Raw genomic sequence first — 18,712 nt, forward strand, 5'->3', positions numbered from 1 at the left:
ATGTTAATCAGAACAATTATTTTTGCCTGTCTTTTTTCTTTATCCTTATCGGCAATTGCTCAAAACAGGCCACGAAAAGTGGTGTATGTGATCGCTGATGGCATCCCTGCCGATGTAATAGAACGTTTGGCGTTACCTAATTTCAAAAAGATCATCTCCGCAGGATCTTACTCGCGCATGCACGTGGGTGGAGATAAAGCAAGTTATAACGAAACGCCCACCATATCTGCCGTGGGCTACAACAGTTTGCTTACTGGCACGTGGGTTAACAAGCATAACGTACCCGATAATGATATCAAGTCACCAAATTACAACTATCAGCACATTTTCAGGCTTTTTAAAAACCAGTACCCGGATAAAAAAACAGCTATTTTCTCCAGCTGGACCGATAACCGCACCAAATTGCTTGGCGATGGCCTTCCTGAAACCGGAAACTTTAAACCCGATTTTGTAGCAGATGGTTTCGAGTTAGATACCGCCCGCTTTAAACATGATAAAAAGGCTGACTACATGCATCTTATTGATGAAGAAGTGGTTAAACAGGCTGCTAATACCATTCACGATCAAGCGCCTGATCTTTCATGGATATACCTGGAATATACGGATGATATGGGACACCGTTATGGAGACAGTCCGGAGTTTTATAAAGCTGTTGAGATGCTGGATAAACAAATGGGCCAGATCTGGGATGCCATTACTTACCGTCAACAGCAATTTAAAGAAGATTGGCTGATAGTAATGACAACCGATCATGGACGTGATGAAAAAACTGGCCGCGGACATGGTGGACAATCTGAGCGTCAACGTTCTACCTGGATGGTGAGCAATTATAAAAACCTGAATACTTATGCGCAATACTTCGATCTTGGTATAGTGGATATTATGCCATCCATTGCCCGTTACCTTCATGTAAAACTACCAAAAAGTGTAGAACAGGAAATTGACGGCACATCATTTATTGGCCCGGTATCTATAGCTGCACTAAAAGCAAATGATGTACAAAACCACCTTGACATTAGCTGGAAAGCATTAGATAAGAAAGGAAAAGTAAAAATTTGGCTGGCAACCACCAATGATTTTAAAACAGGAGGAAAAGATGACTATCATTTATTGGGCGAGGTTGATGTGAATCAGCAACATTATTTGGCAGACCTTAAAAACTACCCATCCTTTTTCTATAAAGTCCTGGTTGAAGCACCAGATAACATGCTCAACAGATGGATAAGCATTAAATAACGAGTTCATGCTAATAAATTTTATGACTAAGCCCAATAGCTAATCTTTTAAGATCGTCTGTTGGGCTTTTTTTATTTACCAATGGCACTTATCATTTTCGCTGTAAGCTGTTTCAACTTATTATAGCGCATTAAATAATGGAAAGAAATAATGCCCAAAAGCGCACATAGTAATCCGGCAAACACATCGAGCGTATAATGATGACTGGTATAAACCGCCGAAAACCAGATGCCTAACATTACGGTAAAAAAGAAAATATTAATTCTCCCCAGGCGGTTTTTCAAACCATAATATAAAACAATAACCGGATATGAGGAGTGCAGCGATGGCATGGCCGCAAACACATTGGAACCTTTGCTGTATATCCCATGAAAAAGTGTAAGACCAAAGTAATCATCAAAACGGGCCAATCCGGCAGTATTGCCAGCCGTTTTGGCTATAAATTCGAAGCCATGTTCCTGTACATACCATGGTGGAGCAGCCGGGAAAGCATAATAAACCACAAAACCTAATAAATTCACCCAAACAAAGGTTAGTGAAAACCAAACAAACTGTTCTTTATTTTTAAAGAAAAGATAAGTAGCAAAGGCCAGCGGAACAGGCACCCACATCAGGTAAAATACCCCGGTCAGCACATCTAGAAATGACGTACTGTTTATCTTCCAATACTCGTTAGGTGTAAGTATTAAGCCATGGTAATTGATGCCGAAAGTACTTTTTTCCAGATGATATAAATCTTCAATATGTACCGTATTAAAAAGATAGTTTGGAAAAGCCTTCATGTAATCAAACAGGATCCAATAGACAATAAAGATCGAAAAGCCAAGGATAAACTTTCTGGTTCCACTCGATAGGTAAAATAAAGCATTAAAAATAAAAATCAGCAACAACTGATCGGTTTTAAAGCCCACCAGCAGTACTGATAACAATAGATATCCAACAGATATAGCAACTGTCAGATAAATATTCCGCATACTATAAAAGTCTTTTTTAAACAATGATTGTTGCTGCATGTTATTTTTTGTCAAAATCAGACCTAAAAATATGGTCCCAAAAAGTCCAGCTTACCCCATAACCTTTGGTTGAATCAGAATAGTGGTGAAGCATGTGATGTTGCTTGAGCTTTTTCCAGAAACCGCTTTTAAAATTAGCATGGTGAAGTGCATAATGCACCATATCGTAAAACAGATAACCGATCATAAAACCTGAGAAAAACGGATAAACCATATTATCGGGCAATAACCAATCGAAAAGGAAGTAAAAGCCTAATGCCATCGGGATACTGGCAGAGGGTGGCATCACCAATCTTTTGGCATCATTAGGGTAATCGTGATGTACCCCATGAAAAATAAAGTGGATTTTTTTGCCCCATTCCGCTTCAGGTTCGAAATGAAAAACATAACGATGTAAGATGTATTCCGTGATGGTCCAGATAGCTAAGCCCAACAAAAACCAACCAGAAAAGGTTAAAACCGGCATCTCGATTGCCCAAAGTGCTTTCCAAAAAAGAAAGGCAATAACCGGGACATATACAATCAATGGTACATAAAAACGAACTTTTGAGAGGCTTTCCAAAAAGTCATTTTTAAACATCCTGATGGATGCAGTTGAATTTGAAACAAAATTCTTTTTCATTGTAAATTATTTAAACTGGTCTTCGACTCCACTCTTTTTTCTCCTGTCACCCTTAACGCAGTGAAGGGTCTTTTAACCTATAAATCACAGAACCTGAACCTTATAGTCAAAGATTCTTCGTTACACTCAGAATGACAATCAACATCCACCCAACGTCATCTCGACCGGAGCTCACCGATTTTTCATCCGGAGCGCAATGGAGAGATCTTTAAACTGTGTTGAAGGGTCTTCGGCTTCGCTCAGAATGACACCCTGAACGCAGTGAAGGATCTTTTAACCTATAAATCACAGAACCTGAACCTTATCATTAAAAATTCTTCGTTGTACTCAGAATGACAATCAACATTCACCCAACGTCATCTCGACTGGAGCTCACCGATTTTTCATCCGGAGCGCAATGGAGAGATCTTTAAACTGTGTTGAAGGGTCTTCGGCTCCGCTCAGACTGCAAATTGCTGTCACCCTGAACGCAGTGAAGAATCCCTAACCTATGAGACACGGAACCCAATGCATCACAAAGGATTCTTCGTTGTACTCAGCATGACAATTAACGCCACACGCAACACGCCCTCCGCTACACCTTAATCCTTTCCACTAATACTTTCGAAGGTTCGGAAGCATCAAAACCTTTTATTTCTACATATTTCACATTCGGGAACCAAAACGTTCCACCCTCAATCCGGAGGAATATCCTTTCCAGCTGCATTTTTTTATTATTAATGGTGGCGAAAACATGATATTTTTTATCTGTACCAGATTTATTCAGGTACATCGGCAATTTTTTATGTGAGGTAAAGCGCAGTTCGAACTGGCCATTCCCTAAGTTTTTGCTGATGATGCCATAGGCAAACTTCCGCTGAATATAACTCAGTTCTTTCTTTTCACCCTTGTCGCCGTAACGTATCCAAAACACATTTACGGGTTGTTCTTTATTCACTTCACCATGTTTATCTACATTTAACTGGCAGATAATGGTATTGGTATTCGGATCACGCTGTAAATAAAACAATTGATTGCTGATATCTTTTGGCGTTGGAAATGTAATTGGAGAAGGATCTGATCCCTGCGCATTAGCAGTAAAAGAAAGTACTCCGGTTAAGCTTCCCATTAATACCAAACCCGCAATTAACGCAGCTTTGTTGTTTCCTTTTCGCTCGCTAAATTCTTGCGCTTCCAGGCCTTTTTTGGCTTCCTGTAAACGTTTAACAGCGGTGATATTAGTCAATACTGCCATTAAGGTAATTGGCATGGTAAAAATCGACATGGTTTCGAATACATGGAAAGAAATTCCAGGCACATATAACTTGTAATTTCCACCAATAAAATGGCCTGCAATACCACAGGCAATGGCAAATACACCAATGGTGACCACCCGCTCTGGCCGCTGCATCAAACCGCCTTTACACTCTACCCCTAATCCCTCGGCCCTCGCACGGGTATAACTCACCATCATGGAACCGATTAATGCAATAAAAGCAAACAGTGAACTCAAAAAGTAATGATGTGCCACCAGGTAATAACAGATACCCAAAAACATAATCATTTCACTATAGCGATCGAGTACCGAATCGTACAAAGCGCCAAATTTGGAACTCATGTTTCCCAATCGCGCCACCTGCCCATCGAGCATATCAAATAAACCCGCAAAAAGCACCAATGCACCTCCCCAACCAATGTATGACATATCGCCACGGTTTGATTTTTCGGCACCAAGCACAAAAATAACGGCCACCCCAATATTCAGGATTAAACCAATAGTTGTTACGGCATTAGGTGTTAAACCGATTTTGATCAATCCTTTTACAAAAGGATTAATTACTTTATAAATGCCTAGCTGCAGGCTGTCCCTTAGATTTTTTTCCATAGTTTATCTCTTAAAAATCAAATTTTACCCTTGCCCTTATTCCCCATTCTGAAACTTCCGGATGATTGAGGTAGTTGAACCGTTTCACCAGATCGACCCGCAATAATTTAAAGATGTTGCCTACGCCAATACTGCCTTCCATATAGGGTTCGTTGCCCAATGCATATGTTCTTTGTGCGCCGTTTTCGTAAACTGGCAACTGATATAATCCTGATTGTAAATTAGGATTATTTTCGTTCCTTAACCCTCCATACAAAGCTTTAAATGACACCACTTCCCTCAACTTTAATTTTTTGATCAATGGCACTTTATTAAAAAAGAAGCCATTAAAATTATGGTCGATATTGATGCTCACATAATGATCGCTCACAAACTCCAGGAAGTTCATCAGGTTATAAGAATTGAGTTGATAGGCATAAGTTTGGTTGGCCCGGTGGATGTCCAATAAAGGAAAAGGTACTTTCCCGGCAATATAACTGCCTTCTACAGTTACATCGCTGTAACCCAATTGCGATAAATAAAAACGTTTATCAATACTTCCCAATACGTTATGGTAATTATATTCACCTCCCAGTACACCTTTTAAACCTGCGGTGTAACGCAGATTAAATACCGGATAACGATCGGCTATAGGTACACGGTAAATTTTGCCCTGGTAAAACTTTTCATTCGGGGCGTACCTGAACTGTACAGAAACCTCGCTGGTGGTTAAGCGGTTTACCAGCTGGTTATTTTCATTTAGGTAATTCAATCCGCCGGCCGGTGTCTGACTCCATTTTTTAAAACCCAGGTTATATGAGAAGTGGTTTTCGAACTCCTTTACATAATCTAATCGGTAAAAGTCGTTGTACAAAAGCATATCGTTTACCCCACGCTTAAACGAGAGCAGGAAATTATCTTCCTGAACAAACTGCAGCTCTTGTCCGGGTATTTTGGTATCGCGCTGAAAACTGGCTCTAATGTAGTTTTGGGGAAACTCGTAGATGGATTTATTATTTAAGGAATAAGTTCCGGAAAGGAAAAACTTCCATTTCTCATCTTTAATACCGTAGGCTACATAATTTTCGAAATAGTATCGTTTGCTCAGTTCGGGCGTTGTTCGTCCGCCAAACCGCAGCCTTAAACCTTCTACATTGTTAAAGCTATAAAAAGTGTTTACCGGACCAATTTCGTAAGGGCCAAGATTCTGATAACCTGCAAATAAAAGGGTAACGATTTTCATGGTCCGCTTAAAAGACGGCAGATTCTGCAGGGTATCAATATTGCTATAAATCTTCAGCTGGTTGCTGGAAATGGTATCTAATCTATTTTTCTCCCAAAATTTATCGTCCTTTTTCGCTGCATCAGCCAATACAACAGTGCTTTTTCCCTGAAAAACAGTATCGGGCAGCACCGTATCAAACTGGTAATCTTTAAAAGTAACGTTACGTTCACCTGTAAAACCAATGCCTTTGGTTTTCCCGATGCCAAAATCGGCCAGTAAATTGCTTTTGCTCAAACTGTATTTGCCTTTATCATTCGGTTCAAAATTCAGATCGATTTTTAGTGCACGTACAAAATTGAGGTTGATATTTTTGTTTACGCCGAAAGAAGCTCCCGTCACAGCATAGTGACTATCATTAGTAACATAAATTTTCCCTTCAAACAACATATCATTTGTATTGCGTGGGGTAAAAGACAGCTCTATAATTTCAGGTTTCTGCGTTTTGATGGTGTCAGTAATGAAAAACTTATAAAAAGCAGGTGCACCATCAGCAATAGGGCTTAAAAACTCGTTACTGATTACCGAGATATTGTTTTTATAAATATCAATATCCTGATACATTCTGTCGAAATAGGTTTTCATTCCCTTATTGTCGATGTAGCGGCTGTCGAATTGGACCTGTTTTTCCCCTATTATGATCGTTTTGTTCTTTTCCGGATTTTTGCTCAGGTAATGATCGGCCAGTTGTTCCTGAATATAAATCGGAAGAAGATTTTTTCCACCGATCAATGTTGAATCCTGCTCCTGAAACAGAAACTGATAATTCTTAAACATCCTTTTATTCTTAAACTTATCTGATACATTACTCAGTGAGAAGAGCATTTTTTCATATTGCCTGAAAGAAACGGTATTATAGCTCTTCATGCGGTTTTCATCTTTGTGGGCAATTACCTGGCGGATTAATTCTACTGCCGGATTATCTTTGTTGCGGTATCTTACCTTTTTACCGCCCACAATAACCACTTCATCCAAGGCTCTTGAATCGGGTACCAGGGCAATGTCCAGTTCCTGTGTTGCAGATGGAACAGTATTTTTAAGAACACTACGATAACCAACATAATTGAAACTGATCTCATTTTGTGGGTTGGGAGAAACCAGGAGATATTTCCCGTTCACATCAGTCTGCGTGCCGATCTGGGTATCTTTAAAGAAAACCGAAACATTGGGCAACGTTTCTTTGGTCACGGCATCGCGTACCCTGCCAGATACAACGGTTCTTTGGGCCAAAGCATTTACCTGCAAAATAAAACAGAGCGTAACGAATAATAAAAATGAATAAATCGTTTTCATTTAACTGGAAAAAATAAACTGCTTTTGCATGATATAATTATAACTTACGCCTGTTAAAACAGCGCTCAAAACTTTGGCGAGTACGTAATTGAGATTAAAAAAATGGGTGAATATCAATACACCCGCGGTTACGATGATCAGGTTGCCTGCCCATACCAAAATATACCTGAATACCTGCCATTTCACCTCCTTCGACTGGCTTTGAAAAACCCATTTACGGTTTACGTAAAAGTTAACCACACCACCCGAAATGGTACCGGTGATGCTTGCTGCCAGGTACCACAGTCCGAAAAGGTTTACCGCAATGATGGTGACACCAAAATCGGTTGCAGAAGCTATTAAGGATGACGCCTGTGCTTTTAGGTAGGTAAGCATGTTTAAAAAAATTCAAAAACCATTACCAGTTGCAGTATAATATTTGCATAAATTCCAGCCAGCACATCATCAGCCATTACACCCCAACCACCTGGCAATTCTTCTAATTTGCGGATGCCAAATGGTTTCAGAATATCAAAAAACCTAAAAAGAACAAGCCCAATAAGGGTATACTGCCATTTTAAAGGCACAAATAACAGGGTGATGCACATGCCCGCCACTTCATCAATTACTACCCGGTTATGGTCTTTACCCCAAATCTCTTCTACCCGGTCGGCACTCATGATCCCGACCATGACGATGAACATGGTAAAAAGTATTGGCCATAAATATGGGTTGGTATAAGGGCTCTGGAAAAGGTGCCAGCAGATGCAGGTTGCTATAGCAGCATAAGTGCCTGCACCTTTGCCGATATACCCGATTCCCAGAGCCGTTGAAAGAAATTTATGGATAAACACTATACCGTTTCTATCAGTTCTTCTTCGTAATCCTGACCTAAATGGGTAATCAATTCCTCCCCCATGATGTAACGTAAGGTATTCTGAAGTTTCATTAACTGTTTAAAAATGTCATTTTCTGCAGGTACCCCCGGGATTGTTTGAGGTGATTTCAGGTAAAATGATAACCATTCCTGTATGCCTGAAAGGTTTGCACGTTTAGCCAGATCGATAAACAAAGCCAGGTCTAATACTATCGGTGCGGCCAGAATCGAATCGCGGCAAAGGAAATTGATTTTGATCTGCATTTTGTAACCCAACCAACCGAAAATATCAATGTTATCCCAACTCTCTTTGTTATCACCGTGAGGCGGATAATAGTTGATCCTGATTTTGTGATACATTTCGCCATATAAATCCGGGTTAACTTCTGGCTTAAAAATATCTTCCAGCACACCCAGTTTAGATACTTCTTTGGTTTTAAAGTTATCCGGATCATCCAATACCAAACCGTCGCGGTTACCCAGGATATTATCAGAAAACCAACCGTTTACGCCTAACGAACGCGCCGCTAAACCAGGAGCCAAAATGGTTTTCATTAAGGTTTGACCGGTTTTAAAATCTTTACCAGCAATTGGCGTATCAGTTTCTTTAGCCAGTTCGATCAATGCAGGAATATCTACTGTTAAGTTTGGCGCTCCGTTAGCAAAAGGAATCCCTAATTTTAATGCAGCATAAGCATAAATCATACTTGGCGCAATACGCAGATCGTTATCTCTTAAACCTTGCTCAAAAGCGGCTAATGATTCATGCACTTCAGAGGGTTCGAAATAAATTTCGGTAGAACCACACCAAACCAGTACAATACGGTCGCAGTTGTTTGCGGCCTTAAAGTTTTTAATATCTTCCATTACGGCTAAAGCCAGTTCGTAACGGTTATCGATATCTTTTACATATTTACCATCCAGGTTTTTTACATAATTCCTGTCGAACGCTGCACGCATGGGTTTAATGGCCTGTAATTCTTCGCGCACATCGCGCAAAAGGTTGGCATCCAATACGCGGGCATTCAATGCTGCTTCGTAAACGTTATCTTCATACACATCCCAGCCACCAAAAACTAAATCTTCCAGATTGGCTAAGGGCACAAAATCTTTAATTTTTGGCTCTTTTTTTTCTGTTCTTTTACCCAAACGGATGGTCCCCATTTGCGTTAACGAACCGATCGGTTTTGAGATGCCTTTTTTAATGGCAGCAACTCCGGCAATCATAGTTGTAGCTACAGCGCCAAGTCCCGGCATTAATATTCCCAGCTTACCTTCAGCTGCTTTTACTTGTTGTTTCATTCTGTCTTTTATTTAAAATCTTATAACCAATTATGTTTACGGTACCAGTTGATGGTTTCATTTAGTCCCTGTTCCAATCCGAAACGGGGAACAAAACCAAAATCGTTCTGAATATTTTTAATGTCGCAGCCCCAGTTGAGGGCCGTAAGCTCTTTTATCTTATCTACATTTAAGGCGGGTATTTTATTAAATACGCCATATAAATGTTCCATAGACCAGGCCAAACCTTTAATCAACGGTACCGGTACATTTACCTTTACTGTTTTTTTGCCCAAGGCTTTACTTACATACTGAGCAAGTGATGAACGCTTGTAAACTACCCCATCAGAAATGTTATAACTTTTACCCGCCACAGCAGAAGCAAGCGCCTTAATGATGATATCGGCCAGGTCGGTAGCATATACAAAACTGAGTTCCTGCTCCTGCTTGCCGATGTAAAGCTCCAGCCCGGCTTTAATGGTTTTGATCAGTATGAAAATGTCTTTCTCCCGTGGACCATAAACCGCTGTGGGCCTGAATATGATTAATGGCAGATTGGAAACCTGCGCCAGATAAGTTTCAGCAAGCGCCTTACTGATGCCGTACCGGGTTACCGGGTTGGATGTACTTTTTTCCGTCAGTTTATCGTTTTTCTGCTTTAAAGGACCCAAAGCCGCCAGACTACTGATGAATATAAATTTCTCTATCTTGTGTGTTGCTTTCGAAGCAGCTATCGCTAAATTCCGGGTATAAGTTGCGTTGATCTTATTGTAATCGACTAAATTTTTTGCCTTGGTTACTGCAGCGGCATGTACGATATAATCGTATTTTTTCTCTTCGATATTTTCTTTTAACAGGTAAATCGATTCAAAATCGAGATCCACATAATTGATCTCAAAATCTTTAAGATGATCTGCGGCAGCCGATTGACGCACATTTGCGTACACTTCCAATCCATTGGCCAAAGCAGATTTAATCAGGTGATACCCTACAAATCCTGTCGCCCCGGTAATCAACACCCGCTTTTTCATATCGCTTTCTCTAAAATCCTGTATTTGCGGTACAATTTTCCACCGATATCTTCAATCGGTTTATTGATCAGGTCGTTATGGTCCAAAGTCCAGCTTGCCTCCGCATATTTCATGTTTTTAGCTTTGAAATGTTTAATAATACGGCCATAAAGACAGGCTTCAATCCCCATTTTACGGTAACCATCCACCACGCCAAGCAATAAAATACGGATCCCATCAATTTTCTTTTTATTGGCCAAAAGTTTGATCAAACCTGTTGGAAACAACCTTCCACGTTTAATTTTAATCAGAATCTGGTTAATATCAGGAATGGCCAGTGCAAATCCTACAATTTGACCACGCTGCTCGGCCAGGATGCAAAATTCGGGGTCGAGGATCAGTTTCAGGTCGTTTGCCGTATAGTCAAATTCCTTGTCTGTCATTGGTACAAAACCAAGGTTTTTATCCCATGCTTTATTATACACTTCCCTTACCGCATTACATTCCTCCTTGAATTTCTTCATGTTGATTTTTCGGAGAACGATGTCGTTCCGTTTCAAACGTTCCTCTATCCCATCCAGTAGTTTAACCGATCTTTCGCTATAATTGCCGGCGGTGTAGCGATAGGCCCGTAAATCGACATTTTTCTGAAATCCTATTTGTTCCAAAAGTGGCAGATAGTAACGCGCATTATAAGGCATCATGGCTACCGGCGGCCCATCAAAACCTTCAATGAGCAAGCCGCATACTTCATTGGTAGAGAAGTTTACCGGGCCTAAAACCCTGGTCAATCCCTTTTGCTTTAGCCAATCCTGCGCCGCTTCAATAAGCTGTTTAGCCACTGTGGCATCATTGATACAATCGAAAAAACCAAAGAAACCGTCTTTTGATCCGTAGACTTTATTATGGTTGTTATTATTGATTGCAGCAATTCGTCCAACTATTTCACCTTTATCATAAAGCAAAAAAAGCTGTATTTCAGAGTGTTCGTAAAAAGGATGTTTGGTGGGGGTAAGCAGATCGCGCTGGGCGATAAAAAGTTCGGGCACATAATTTACATCACCTGCATACAGTTCGTGCGGAAAATCAACAAACGCAGCCAATGCTTTTTTACCAGAAACCTTTACCAGTTCTTTCATGATTGGCTCCCCACTAATTCTACATTAACAGCCTTAAAAGCTGCACTTAGTTTGGCTATGGCCGATTCAATCTGATCGAAAGTATGCGTAGCCATTAAAGAAAACCTGATCAAAGACGAATCGGACGGAACGGCTGGCGAAACTACCGGGTTTACAAATACGCCATTTTGCTGAAGGATATTCGTAATCATAAAGGTTTTGATATTATCGCGGATGTAAACAGGAATAATAGGGCTATTGCTATGCCCGATATCGAAGCCGGCATGGAGCAGAAGTTGTTTTGCATATTCTGTATTGGCCCAAAGCTGATCAATCCTTTCAGGCTCCGATTCGATAATATCCAGTGCAGCAATTACACTGGCTACAGCAGATGGCGGCATACTGGCACTGAACATGAGTGAGCGGGCACGGTGTTTAATATATTCGATGGTTTCGGTATTACCCGCAATGAAACCACCTAAAGAGGCCAGCGATTTGCTAAAAGTGCCCATAATGAGGTCCACATCCCCGGTAAGATTGAAATGAGATGCCGTTCCAGATCCATTAAAACCGATTACACCAAGGCTGTGCGCGTCATCCATCATAATATTGGCGCCAAATTCGTTGGCAATTTCTACCATTTCAGGAAGATTAACCAAATCACCTTCCATGCTGAAAATCCCATCAGAAACAATCAGTTTAGCAGCATCTTCAGGTAACCGGCTTAATTTGCGGCGAAGATCCTGCATGTCATTATGCGCATATTTAATGGTGCGGGAAAAGGCCAAACGGCTACCATCTATAATAGAGGCATGATCGTATTCATCCAGTAGCAGGTAATCGTTGCGATCTAACAAGCACGATATTACGCCTAAGTTGACCTGAAAACCGGTACTAAAAAGCACTGCAGCTTCTTTGCCCACATACTCGGCCAGGCGGTTTTCCAATTCGAGATGGATATCGAGCGAACCATTTAAAAACCGCGAACCCGCACAACCCGTACCATATTTTTCGATGGCATCTTTTGCAGCTTCTTTTATTTTGGGATGATTGGTTAAACCTAAATAGGAATTTGAACCAAACATGAGTACCTTTTCCCCGTTGATCACCACCTCGGTATCCTGACCGGATGATATCGACCTGAAATAAGGATACAATCCTTTTTCCTTTATCACCGCCGCATCCTTAAAAGAGGCAATTCTATCTTGTAATTTTTTACGCATGCTGAACACTTATATTCTTCAGTTTTTAAAACCCTGTTCTGAAAGCCTGGCTAGTACCCCAAATGCTACCCGTACAAATTAAAATTCGATGATGTAGATTAAGGACACATTAACCAAACGATTTGATCACACAATTTTAACGCGGAATTGGAGCCAAAAAAAGGTTCAAATGTGGGATATATTGGTCAAAAAGTTGGATCGGCAAAATGTGACATTCAGATGAATTGACCAATTGACATTCTGACTTTTATTATAAAATAGTAAAAAAGTTAAAAACCGCCAAAAAAGCACTAAAAACAGTATAAATAACTGTATTTAAGCAAATTAAAATATATAGATTTCTTAATCAAAAACATTAAAATCAATCAAAAATTAGTCATTTTAAAAAAATATTCTTGCAAAACTGATCCCGAACATTACATTTGTCACATCAAAATCCGACAGATAAAGGGCAAAAACTATCCAAAAAAAGGGTGGCTGAAATTGTAGTGCAAAAGATGATCGAATCTGTTAAGAAATTATTAAAAAACACTGAACGATTTTATGCAACAAGAGTTACTCAATAAAACTTTTTCAGAAAAAAACCACGAGGAAGCGCTTTCATTAAATGATGGCCTGATGGCGAAAATCCACAACAGCACTGATCCGCATTATTGCAGTTCTGAGCCTTTCCGCGTTTCGAGTTATGCCTTAATCCTCATTACCAAAGGCAAGCTCAATATTAAGATCAATTTTGAAGATCATGTGCTCAACCATAGGGATATTTTACTGGTTTTGCCACACTCTGTTTATGAGATTACAGATAACAGCAGTGTTTCGTTTATCAGTATCCATTTTAATAAGAGCTACCTCAAAAATAAGGGCATATTTTTTAACAGCGGCGAAACATACCGGATGTCGAAAGATGTTCAGTCACATAAATTTTCACTTTCAAAAGAGGAATATACATTTATCTATTACGATATGCTGGCCCTCCACAAGAAGCTTAATGTTTCAAAAGATACGCCACAGATCAAAAACATTGTGCACAACAGCTTTTTGGAACTTCTTTATGATATTTTCCTCCTTAAAAACAAACAGAAAGATACTAAACCATTTGTACATAACAGCCGCACAGAATTAACCAACCGGTTTTTGGCATTGGTATCCGAAAATTTTAAAAAGGAAAAAAGGGTAATCTATTATGCCAATTGCCTGCGCATTACACCGAGACATTTATCGCAGGTAGTAAAACAGGTTACAGACAGAACAGCTGGCGAAATTATTGACGAAATGGTAATCAGGGAAGCCAAACTACTGTTAACCAGCCACGTAATGAATATCTCGGAAGTGGCGATAGAATTGTGTTTTAGCAATTCTTCATTTTTCGGCAAATATTTTAAAAAACAAACAGGGGTTACCCCTTCTGAGTATAAAATGTCGAATAACATTGCGGTTTAAACAGATGAATCGTCAAATTCAGTTTTTTATCATTTCCATTAATCATTCTTGTATTTCACCGTTTTTGCGCTGCGCTGTACCAGAGTTTTTAAGCAATAACTAAAAAGAGGCTGCATCATCAATTATAATTCAATCGAATTTGTCACGTTGAGCCTTCCGATGAATCGGAACAGGTCGTCTAAATGCCTTGTAAGACATTTAAAACATATCCTTTGGCAAGCTATTAATAACACTTTTAAAAAAATCGCCGTCATTTCGACTAAAGCGTAGCGAAATGGAGAAATCTTTGAACTATGTAAAAAGATTTCTCCATTCACAAATAGAAATTTCGTCATTGCTAGTTAGGTTTAAGATTTTGCACCCTGTAAAACTCATTAAGCGAAAATATGTAAGGTAGTCCTAAAAATTAAAGATTACGCAGTAATTAATCACCTTATACACCTAAGAACACCTCATTCATTAAATAATCCTTTAGGCTTTCACACCATATAAGAACACGTAAGCTTATATGGCCCTTAAATGTCTTATATGGTCCAGAAAAATGAAAATTCTTCTAACCACAGCCCCGCAGCATGACGTATAAAAGAGACTTAATACCTTTCCCGCTTCACTATTCGTTCCATTATAACCAACCATTGTCTTTCAGATTCATTGCTTAATACCAGCCGGCTCTATGCTTCCGCAATCGATCCCGTGAACGATTGCATAAATATTTAAACCAAAACAAACTTCTTAAGCAGGTATTGTCCGTAATTTAACTCATATAACAAAGCCATCATTAACCTACCAAGCAAAAACATTTAATCTATCCCACATTAAAATTCTAACCAAATTAAAATGAGAAACAAACATTTTTACCTCAATTTCATGGCTATAGCCATGTGTTTAATGCTATTCAGTTGCAAAAAGAATGCAAAGTTAGCTACAGAACCAGAAAACACTGAATTATCCTCTAAATCTTTAACAGCAACAACCGAAGCAGTTTGCACTGCCAAAGGATGGGCATCACAAAATGGAGGCACAACTGGTGGCGGAGAGGCCGGAGCAACAGTAGTAACCAATTATACAGCATTAAAATCTGCAATACAAAACACCAGCATCAAAATGATCCAGGTTAATGGCACCATTACCATTCCATCAGGTGGTCGGATTTCTTTTCAGGACCAAACAGGAAAAACAATTTTTGGCTCATCTGGAGCAAAAATTGTTTCAGCCGATCAAACAAAAGATAATTCGGGCATTCTCTATTTAAAACGCTGCAACAACATCATTATCAGAAACCTGATTTTCGAAGGGCCGGGTGCTTATGATGTAGATGGGTGGGATAGTGTGACATTAGATGCCAGTAATAACGTTTGGGTAGACCACTGCGAATTTAGGGATGGCGTAGATGGCAACTTTGATATCAAAAATACCTCTGATTATATTACTGTGTCTTACTGCAAATTTACCTATTTAAAAACACCACGGGCAGGTGGGCCCGGAGGATCAGATGATCACCGTTTTTCGGACCTGATCGGATCAAGCGATAGCGCTACTGCCGACAGAGGGCACTTCCGTATTACTTTTGTACGTTGTTGGTGGGCACAGGGCTGTGTGGCCAGAATGCCCCGCGTAAGGTTTGGAAAATTACATATTGTTAACAACTACTTTAACAGCACGGTAAGTAAAAATTGTGTACAGGCTGGTTTTGAAGCCAATATTTTAATAGAATCAAATGTATTTGAGAATGTTAAAATTCCAATCGATTTAATGAGCAATACAGCTACAGCGGTACAGGAAAAGAATAACATTTTTACAGCTGTTACCGGAAATAAAACGGGCAACGGGGTAACGGCTTTTACAGTACCCTACAGCCTTACCGTACTTAATGCTTCCAATGTAAAATCAACTGTTACGGCATCTACCGGCGCAGGTGCCACACTTTCTGGTAACAGCTGCACATCTTTATAGTGGCAACTAAAATCTTATCATTATCAATGGGAGATGATTGAATATTAATTTTAAACCGGTCAGGTTAAGCTGATAAATAACCTAAATATGCAAAGCATATCACAGGTGGGAGCTGGATCTTAAATGATCCAGCTTTTTTTTAAACCTCCCCAAATGCTTCTGCCATTGCTTTTAAAAAAAAATTATTAGTTTGATTGATTATTAACAGTCATTTTTTTACCTGCTATATCTTCCCATTTGTAAAAATGAAAGGTTTTATCATCACTCATGGCCACCAGCAAACCATGTTTAAAATCGTTGTTTAAAGGAACTGAAACCACATCGATACCATCTGTTTGATTAGCCGAATATTTTATGGTAGTTAACAGCGGATGAGGATCAGCCGTATTGGCTTTAGCCACCCGATCGTAAACTTTTAACTGCCTGGCGCCCTGATCAGACACTAAAATATATCCTTTGTTGCCCGGGGTTTTATAAATTGCGATCCCTTCATTGTCCACGGCAAAATCACCTTGCCCAAACAGCACCAGTTCTTTATTTCCTTTGGCTGGATCTGCATAATATTTGCGTATACCTACCTGCTCATCGCAATAATAAACAAAACCCAGTTCGTTATCAACGGCAATGGCTTCGATTTCTTTTTTTCCACTATACAGACCAAATTTCCGAACTAAATCTGCTTTAACATTGCCTTTGCCATCATCAGCCAATACATACTGCCAAAGATAACCCCCATTTTTAGGTCCTGTTTTACGACCAACAATGGCATAAATTTTTCCACTTGGATCGGTATACATTGAGATCCCCATCAAATCGCGGTACTCTGCTCCTGTTTCACCTACAAAAACCGGAATGCCGCCATTGTCAATTGCTTTCATATCCGGAAGAGAAAATATCCGCAGTTTATGCGTGTAACGTTCTGTTGTTACGGCAATATCTGTTTTTTTCCCCGCCAACTGTAACCCATAGGCAATATCTACGTTATTAGGACGCTTTAAGCCTTTTATGGTTTTCGGTTTAATGATTTTACCTTTCAGATCGAAAACATACAAACCACCACTGCTATCCTTATCGGTACCGATTACCAACGACTGTGCCGGATCGTTAGGGTTTACCCAGATCGCAGGATCATCCGTATCAAAATCAACAGGGTCAGATACGTATAAAGGTTTTATTACTGCACTATTTCCGTTTTGTGTGCCCCCATTACAAGAAATGGTGAGGCTTAAAACCGCAAAAGCGGCTAGCTTTAATATATTGTTATGTTTCATTTTATATTTTAGTTCCGTATGCACCCACAAATGTAGATGGTGAAGGTGAGCTATAGGTGATACCATTTTTCATTGTAATTCCAGCTTGGTGATGACGTTTAAAGTTGGTGATGCCTTTACCCAAAGCCGGTGAATTACCTTGAAGATGAAAATCCCATGCGGTATTGAAATCGGCATTGGTAACCGCTGTGTTTAAAGGATAATTTACAAATTTAGGATCATTTGCACCGGCAACATTATTGATCACATCGTTTTTACCGCCCACAATATCACCAGTTGGCTGAAACTGATTTACAGTAGCCTGATCAAAACCATAATACCAGTTATTGCTATAAGCAGAACGGCTATCTTCTGGTTTTTTCGGGTCCCTTTTTACCCCAAAACGGGTATTGGCAAAAAGATTATTATACAGGTCGGCACGTACCGTACTTTCCAACCAGATTGATCCACCCTTTGCAGTTGGTCTTCTCCAGCCGGTATTCACCATGGTATTGTTATACGCGATAATATAGGTTTGCGGTGTTTTATCACCGGTATTCGATAATTTTAAGGCATTGGTATTGGTGCTATAAACTAAATTATAGGCTATATCGGCTAAACAGCCTGATTTAAAGTTCATGGCTTCTCCCCCGGTTACACCCGTGGTATAAAACACATTATTGGCAAAAATAATCTTACCACCTTCAATGTAGGTACAATCTTCCTGGAGGTTTCTGAAAATACTATTCTGAACGACTAATTTGCCATTGGCATTGGCAAACCAGAGTGCAGGTAAGTTTTCTCCGGCTTTGGCTTTATAAAGTCCCATTTTAACCGATGTCGAAGCATCTGAAGTGGTCGAACCCGCATATTCGAGGATTACATGATCAAGCACCAGTTCATCGCAAGTTGGGCCGGCCAAAATACCACCCCAAAGCTTTCCGAATTTTTTTGATGCGGTTTTATAAAATTCATTTACCGTAAACCTGATCGGATTTTCTGCAGTTCCAAGTGCATACAGATTGCCTTTTATCACAATTTCTGGTTTCGTAACCGTATCCATCAGCACCGTTACCCCCTCTTCAATGGTCAGCGTTTTGCCTTCCGGGATCACAATGTCGCCTTTAATAACCTGCGTACTGCCTTTTGCCCAAACCCCTGAAACCTCACCAATTGCCGAGCCATCAACAGCTGTGGTATCCACATCTATATTGGCTTTTTCACATCCCGCCAAGGCCAGCACAACAAGGATTAATAATTTAAAAATCTGGTTTGATTTCATGTCTTTTTTT

At 39.8% G+C, this 18,712-nt stretch carries 15 protein-coding genes; 3 read left to right on the plus strand and 12 right to left on the minus strand.

Annotated elements, in window-relative coordinates:
• Nucleotides 1–1,236 carry an alkaline phosphatase family protein gene (locus ABEG20_RS11110; RefSeq protein ID WP_406823414.1) on the plus strand — a complete coding sequence of 412 codons (1,236 nt, stop codon included), beginning with the start codon at nucleotides 1–3 and terminating at the stop codon, nucleotides 1,234–1,236.
• Nucleotides 1,237–1,307: 71 nt separating this feature from the next.
• On the opposite strand, the gene ABEG20_RS11115 is transcribed toward ABEG20_RS11110, so the two are convergent.
• The 10 genes from ABEG20_RS11115 to spt all read right to left on the minus strand — a co-directional run bounded on the left by ABEG20_RS11115 (nucleotide 1,308) and on the right by spt (nucleotide 12,777).
• Complete coding sequence (locus ABEG20_RS11115; protein WP_406823415.1) at nucleotides 1,308–2,249, minus strand: phosphatase PAP2 family protein; 942 nt, start codon at nucleotides 2,247–2,249, stop codon at nucleotides 1,308–1,310.
• Between the two features lies 1 nt (nucleotide 2,250).
• Nucleotides 2,251–2,871 carry a sterol desaturase family protein gene (locus ABEG20_RS11120; RefSeq protein ID WP_406823416.1) on the minus strand — a complete coding sequence of 207 codons (621 nt, stop codon included), beginning with the start codon at nucleotides 2,869–2,871 and terminating at the stop codon, nucleotides 2,251–2,253.
• Between the two features lie 574 nt (nucleotides 2,872–3,445).
• A complete protein-coding gene (locus ABEG20_RS11125) occupies nucleotides 3,446–4,735 on the minus strand; it encodes a DUF4833 domain-containing protein (RefSeq protein ID WP_406823417.1) in 1,290 nt (429 codons plus the stop codon).
• Between the two features lie 10 nt (nucleotides 4,736–4,745).
• Nucleotides 4,746–7,289: a DUF5686 family protein gene (locus ABEG20_RS11130; protein WP_406823418.1), complete on the minus strand. Its 2,544-nt coding sequence runs from the start codon at nucleotides 7,287–7,289 to the stop codon at nucleotides 4,746–4,748.
• Complete coding sequence (locus tag ABEG20_RS11135) at nucleotides 7,290–7,664, minus strand: GtrA family protein (RefSeq protein WP_406823419.1); 375 nt, start codon at nucleotides 7,662–7,664, stop codon at nucleotides 7,290–7,292. It abuts the gene before it with no gap.
• A gap of 2 nt (nucleotides 7,665–7,666) precedes the next feature.
• Nucleotides 7,667–8,122, minus strand: a complete 456-nt coding sequence (locus ABEG20_RS11140; protein WP_406823420.1) for a phosphatidylglycerophosphatase A — start codon at nucleotides 8,120–8,122, stop codon at nucleotides 7,667–7,669.
• Nucleotides 8,122–9,447 carry an inositol-3-phosphate synthase gene (locus tag ABEG20_RS11145; protein WP_406823421.1) on the minus strand — a complete coding sequence of 442 codons (1,326 nt, stop codon included), beginning with the start codon at nucleotides 9,445–9,447 and terminating at the stop codon, nucleotides 8,122–8,124. The genes ABEG20_RS11140 and ABEG20_RS11145 overlap by 1 nt, the downstream gene beginning before the upstream one ends.
• 20 nt (nucleotides 9,448–9,467) lie before the next feature.
• Nucleotides 9,468–10,457: an NAD-dependent epimerase/dehydratase family protein gene (locus ABEG20_RS11150; protein WP_406823422.1), complete on the minus strand. Its 990-nt coding sequence runs from the start codon at nucleotides 10,455–10,457 to the stop codon at nucleotides 9,468–9,470.
• Nucleotides 10,454–11,575, minus strand: coding sequence for a hypothetical protein (locus ABEG20_RS11155; RefSeq protein WP_406823423.1), 1,122 nt, complete (start codon nucleotides 11,573–11,575; stop codon nucleotides 10,454–10,456). The genes ABEG20_RS11150 and ABEG20_RS11155 overlap by 4 nt, the downstream gene beginning before the upstream one ends.
• Nucleotides 11,572–12,777 carry a serine palmitoyltransferase gene (gene spt / locus ABEG20_RS11160; RefSeq protein ID WP_406823424.1) on the minus strand — a complete coding sequence of 402 codons (1,206 nt, stop codon included), beginning with the start codon at nucleotides 12,775–12,777 and terminating at the stop codon, nucleotides 11,572–11,574. Before spt ends, ABEG20_RS11155 begins: the two co-directional genes overlap by 4 nt.
• 543 nt (nucleotides 12,778–13,320) lie before the next feature.
• On the opposite strand from spt, the gene ABEG20_RS11165 reads away from it, so the two are divergent.
• The gene (locus tag ABEG20_RS11165; RefSeq protein ID WP_406823425.1) at nucleotides 13,321–14,217 is read left to right on the plus strand and encodes a helix-turn-helix domain-containing protein; all 897 of its coding nucleotides are present in this window, start codon (nucleotides 13,321–13,323) and stop codon (nucleotides 14,215–14,217) included.
• An 837-nt stretch (nucleotides 14,218–15,054) separates the two neighbouring features.
• Nucleotides 15,055–16,170 carry a polysaccharide lyase family 1 protein gene (locus tag ABEG20_RS11170; protein ID WP_406823426.1) on the plus strand — a complete coding sequence of 372 codons (1,116 nt, stop codon included), beginning with the start codon at nucleotides 15,055–15,057 and terminating at the stop codon, nucleotides 16,168–16,170.
• A 185-nt stretch (nucleotides 16,171–16,355) separates the two neighbouring features.
• On the opposite strand, the gene ABEG20_RS11175 is transcribed toward ABEG20_RS11170, so the two are convergent.
• Together ABEG20_RS11175 and ABEG20_RS11180 are read right to left on the minus strand one after the other, a co-directional pair.
• Nucleotides 16,356–17,441: a phytase gene (locus tag ABEG20_RS11175; protein ID WP_406823427.1), complete on the minus strand. Its 1,086-nt coding sequence runs from the start codon at nucleotides 17,439–17,441 to the stop codon at nucleotides 16,356–16,358.
• Nucleotide 17,442: 1 nt separating this feature from the next.
• Entirely contained in the window at nucleotides 17,443–18,702 is a 1,260-nt protein-coding gene (locus tag ABEG20_RS11180) for a right-handed parallel beta-helix repeat-containing protein (protein ID WP_406823428.1), read from the minus strand.
• Nucleotides 18,703–18,712 lie beyond the last annotated feature (10 nt).

Source organism: Pedobacter sp. KACC 23697, assembly GCF_045348445.1.
GTDB lineage: Bacteria > Bacteroidota > Bacteroidia > Sphingobacteriales > Sphingobacteriaceae > Pedobacter.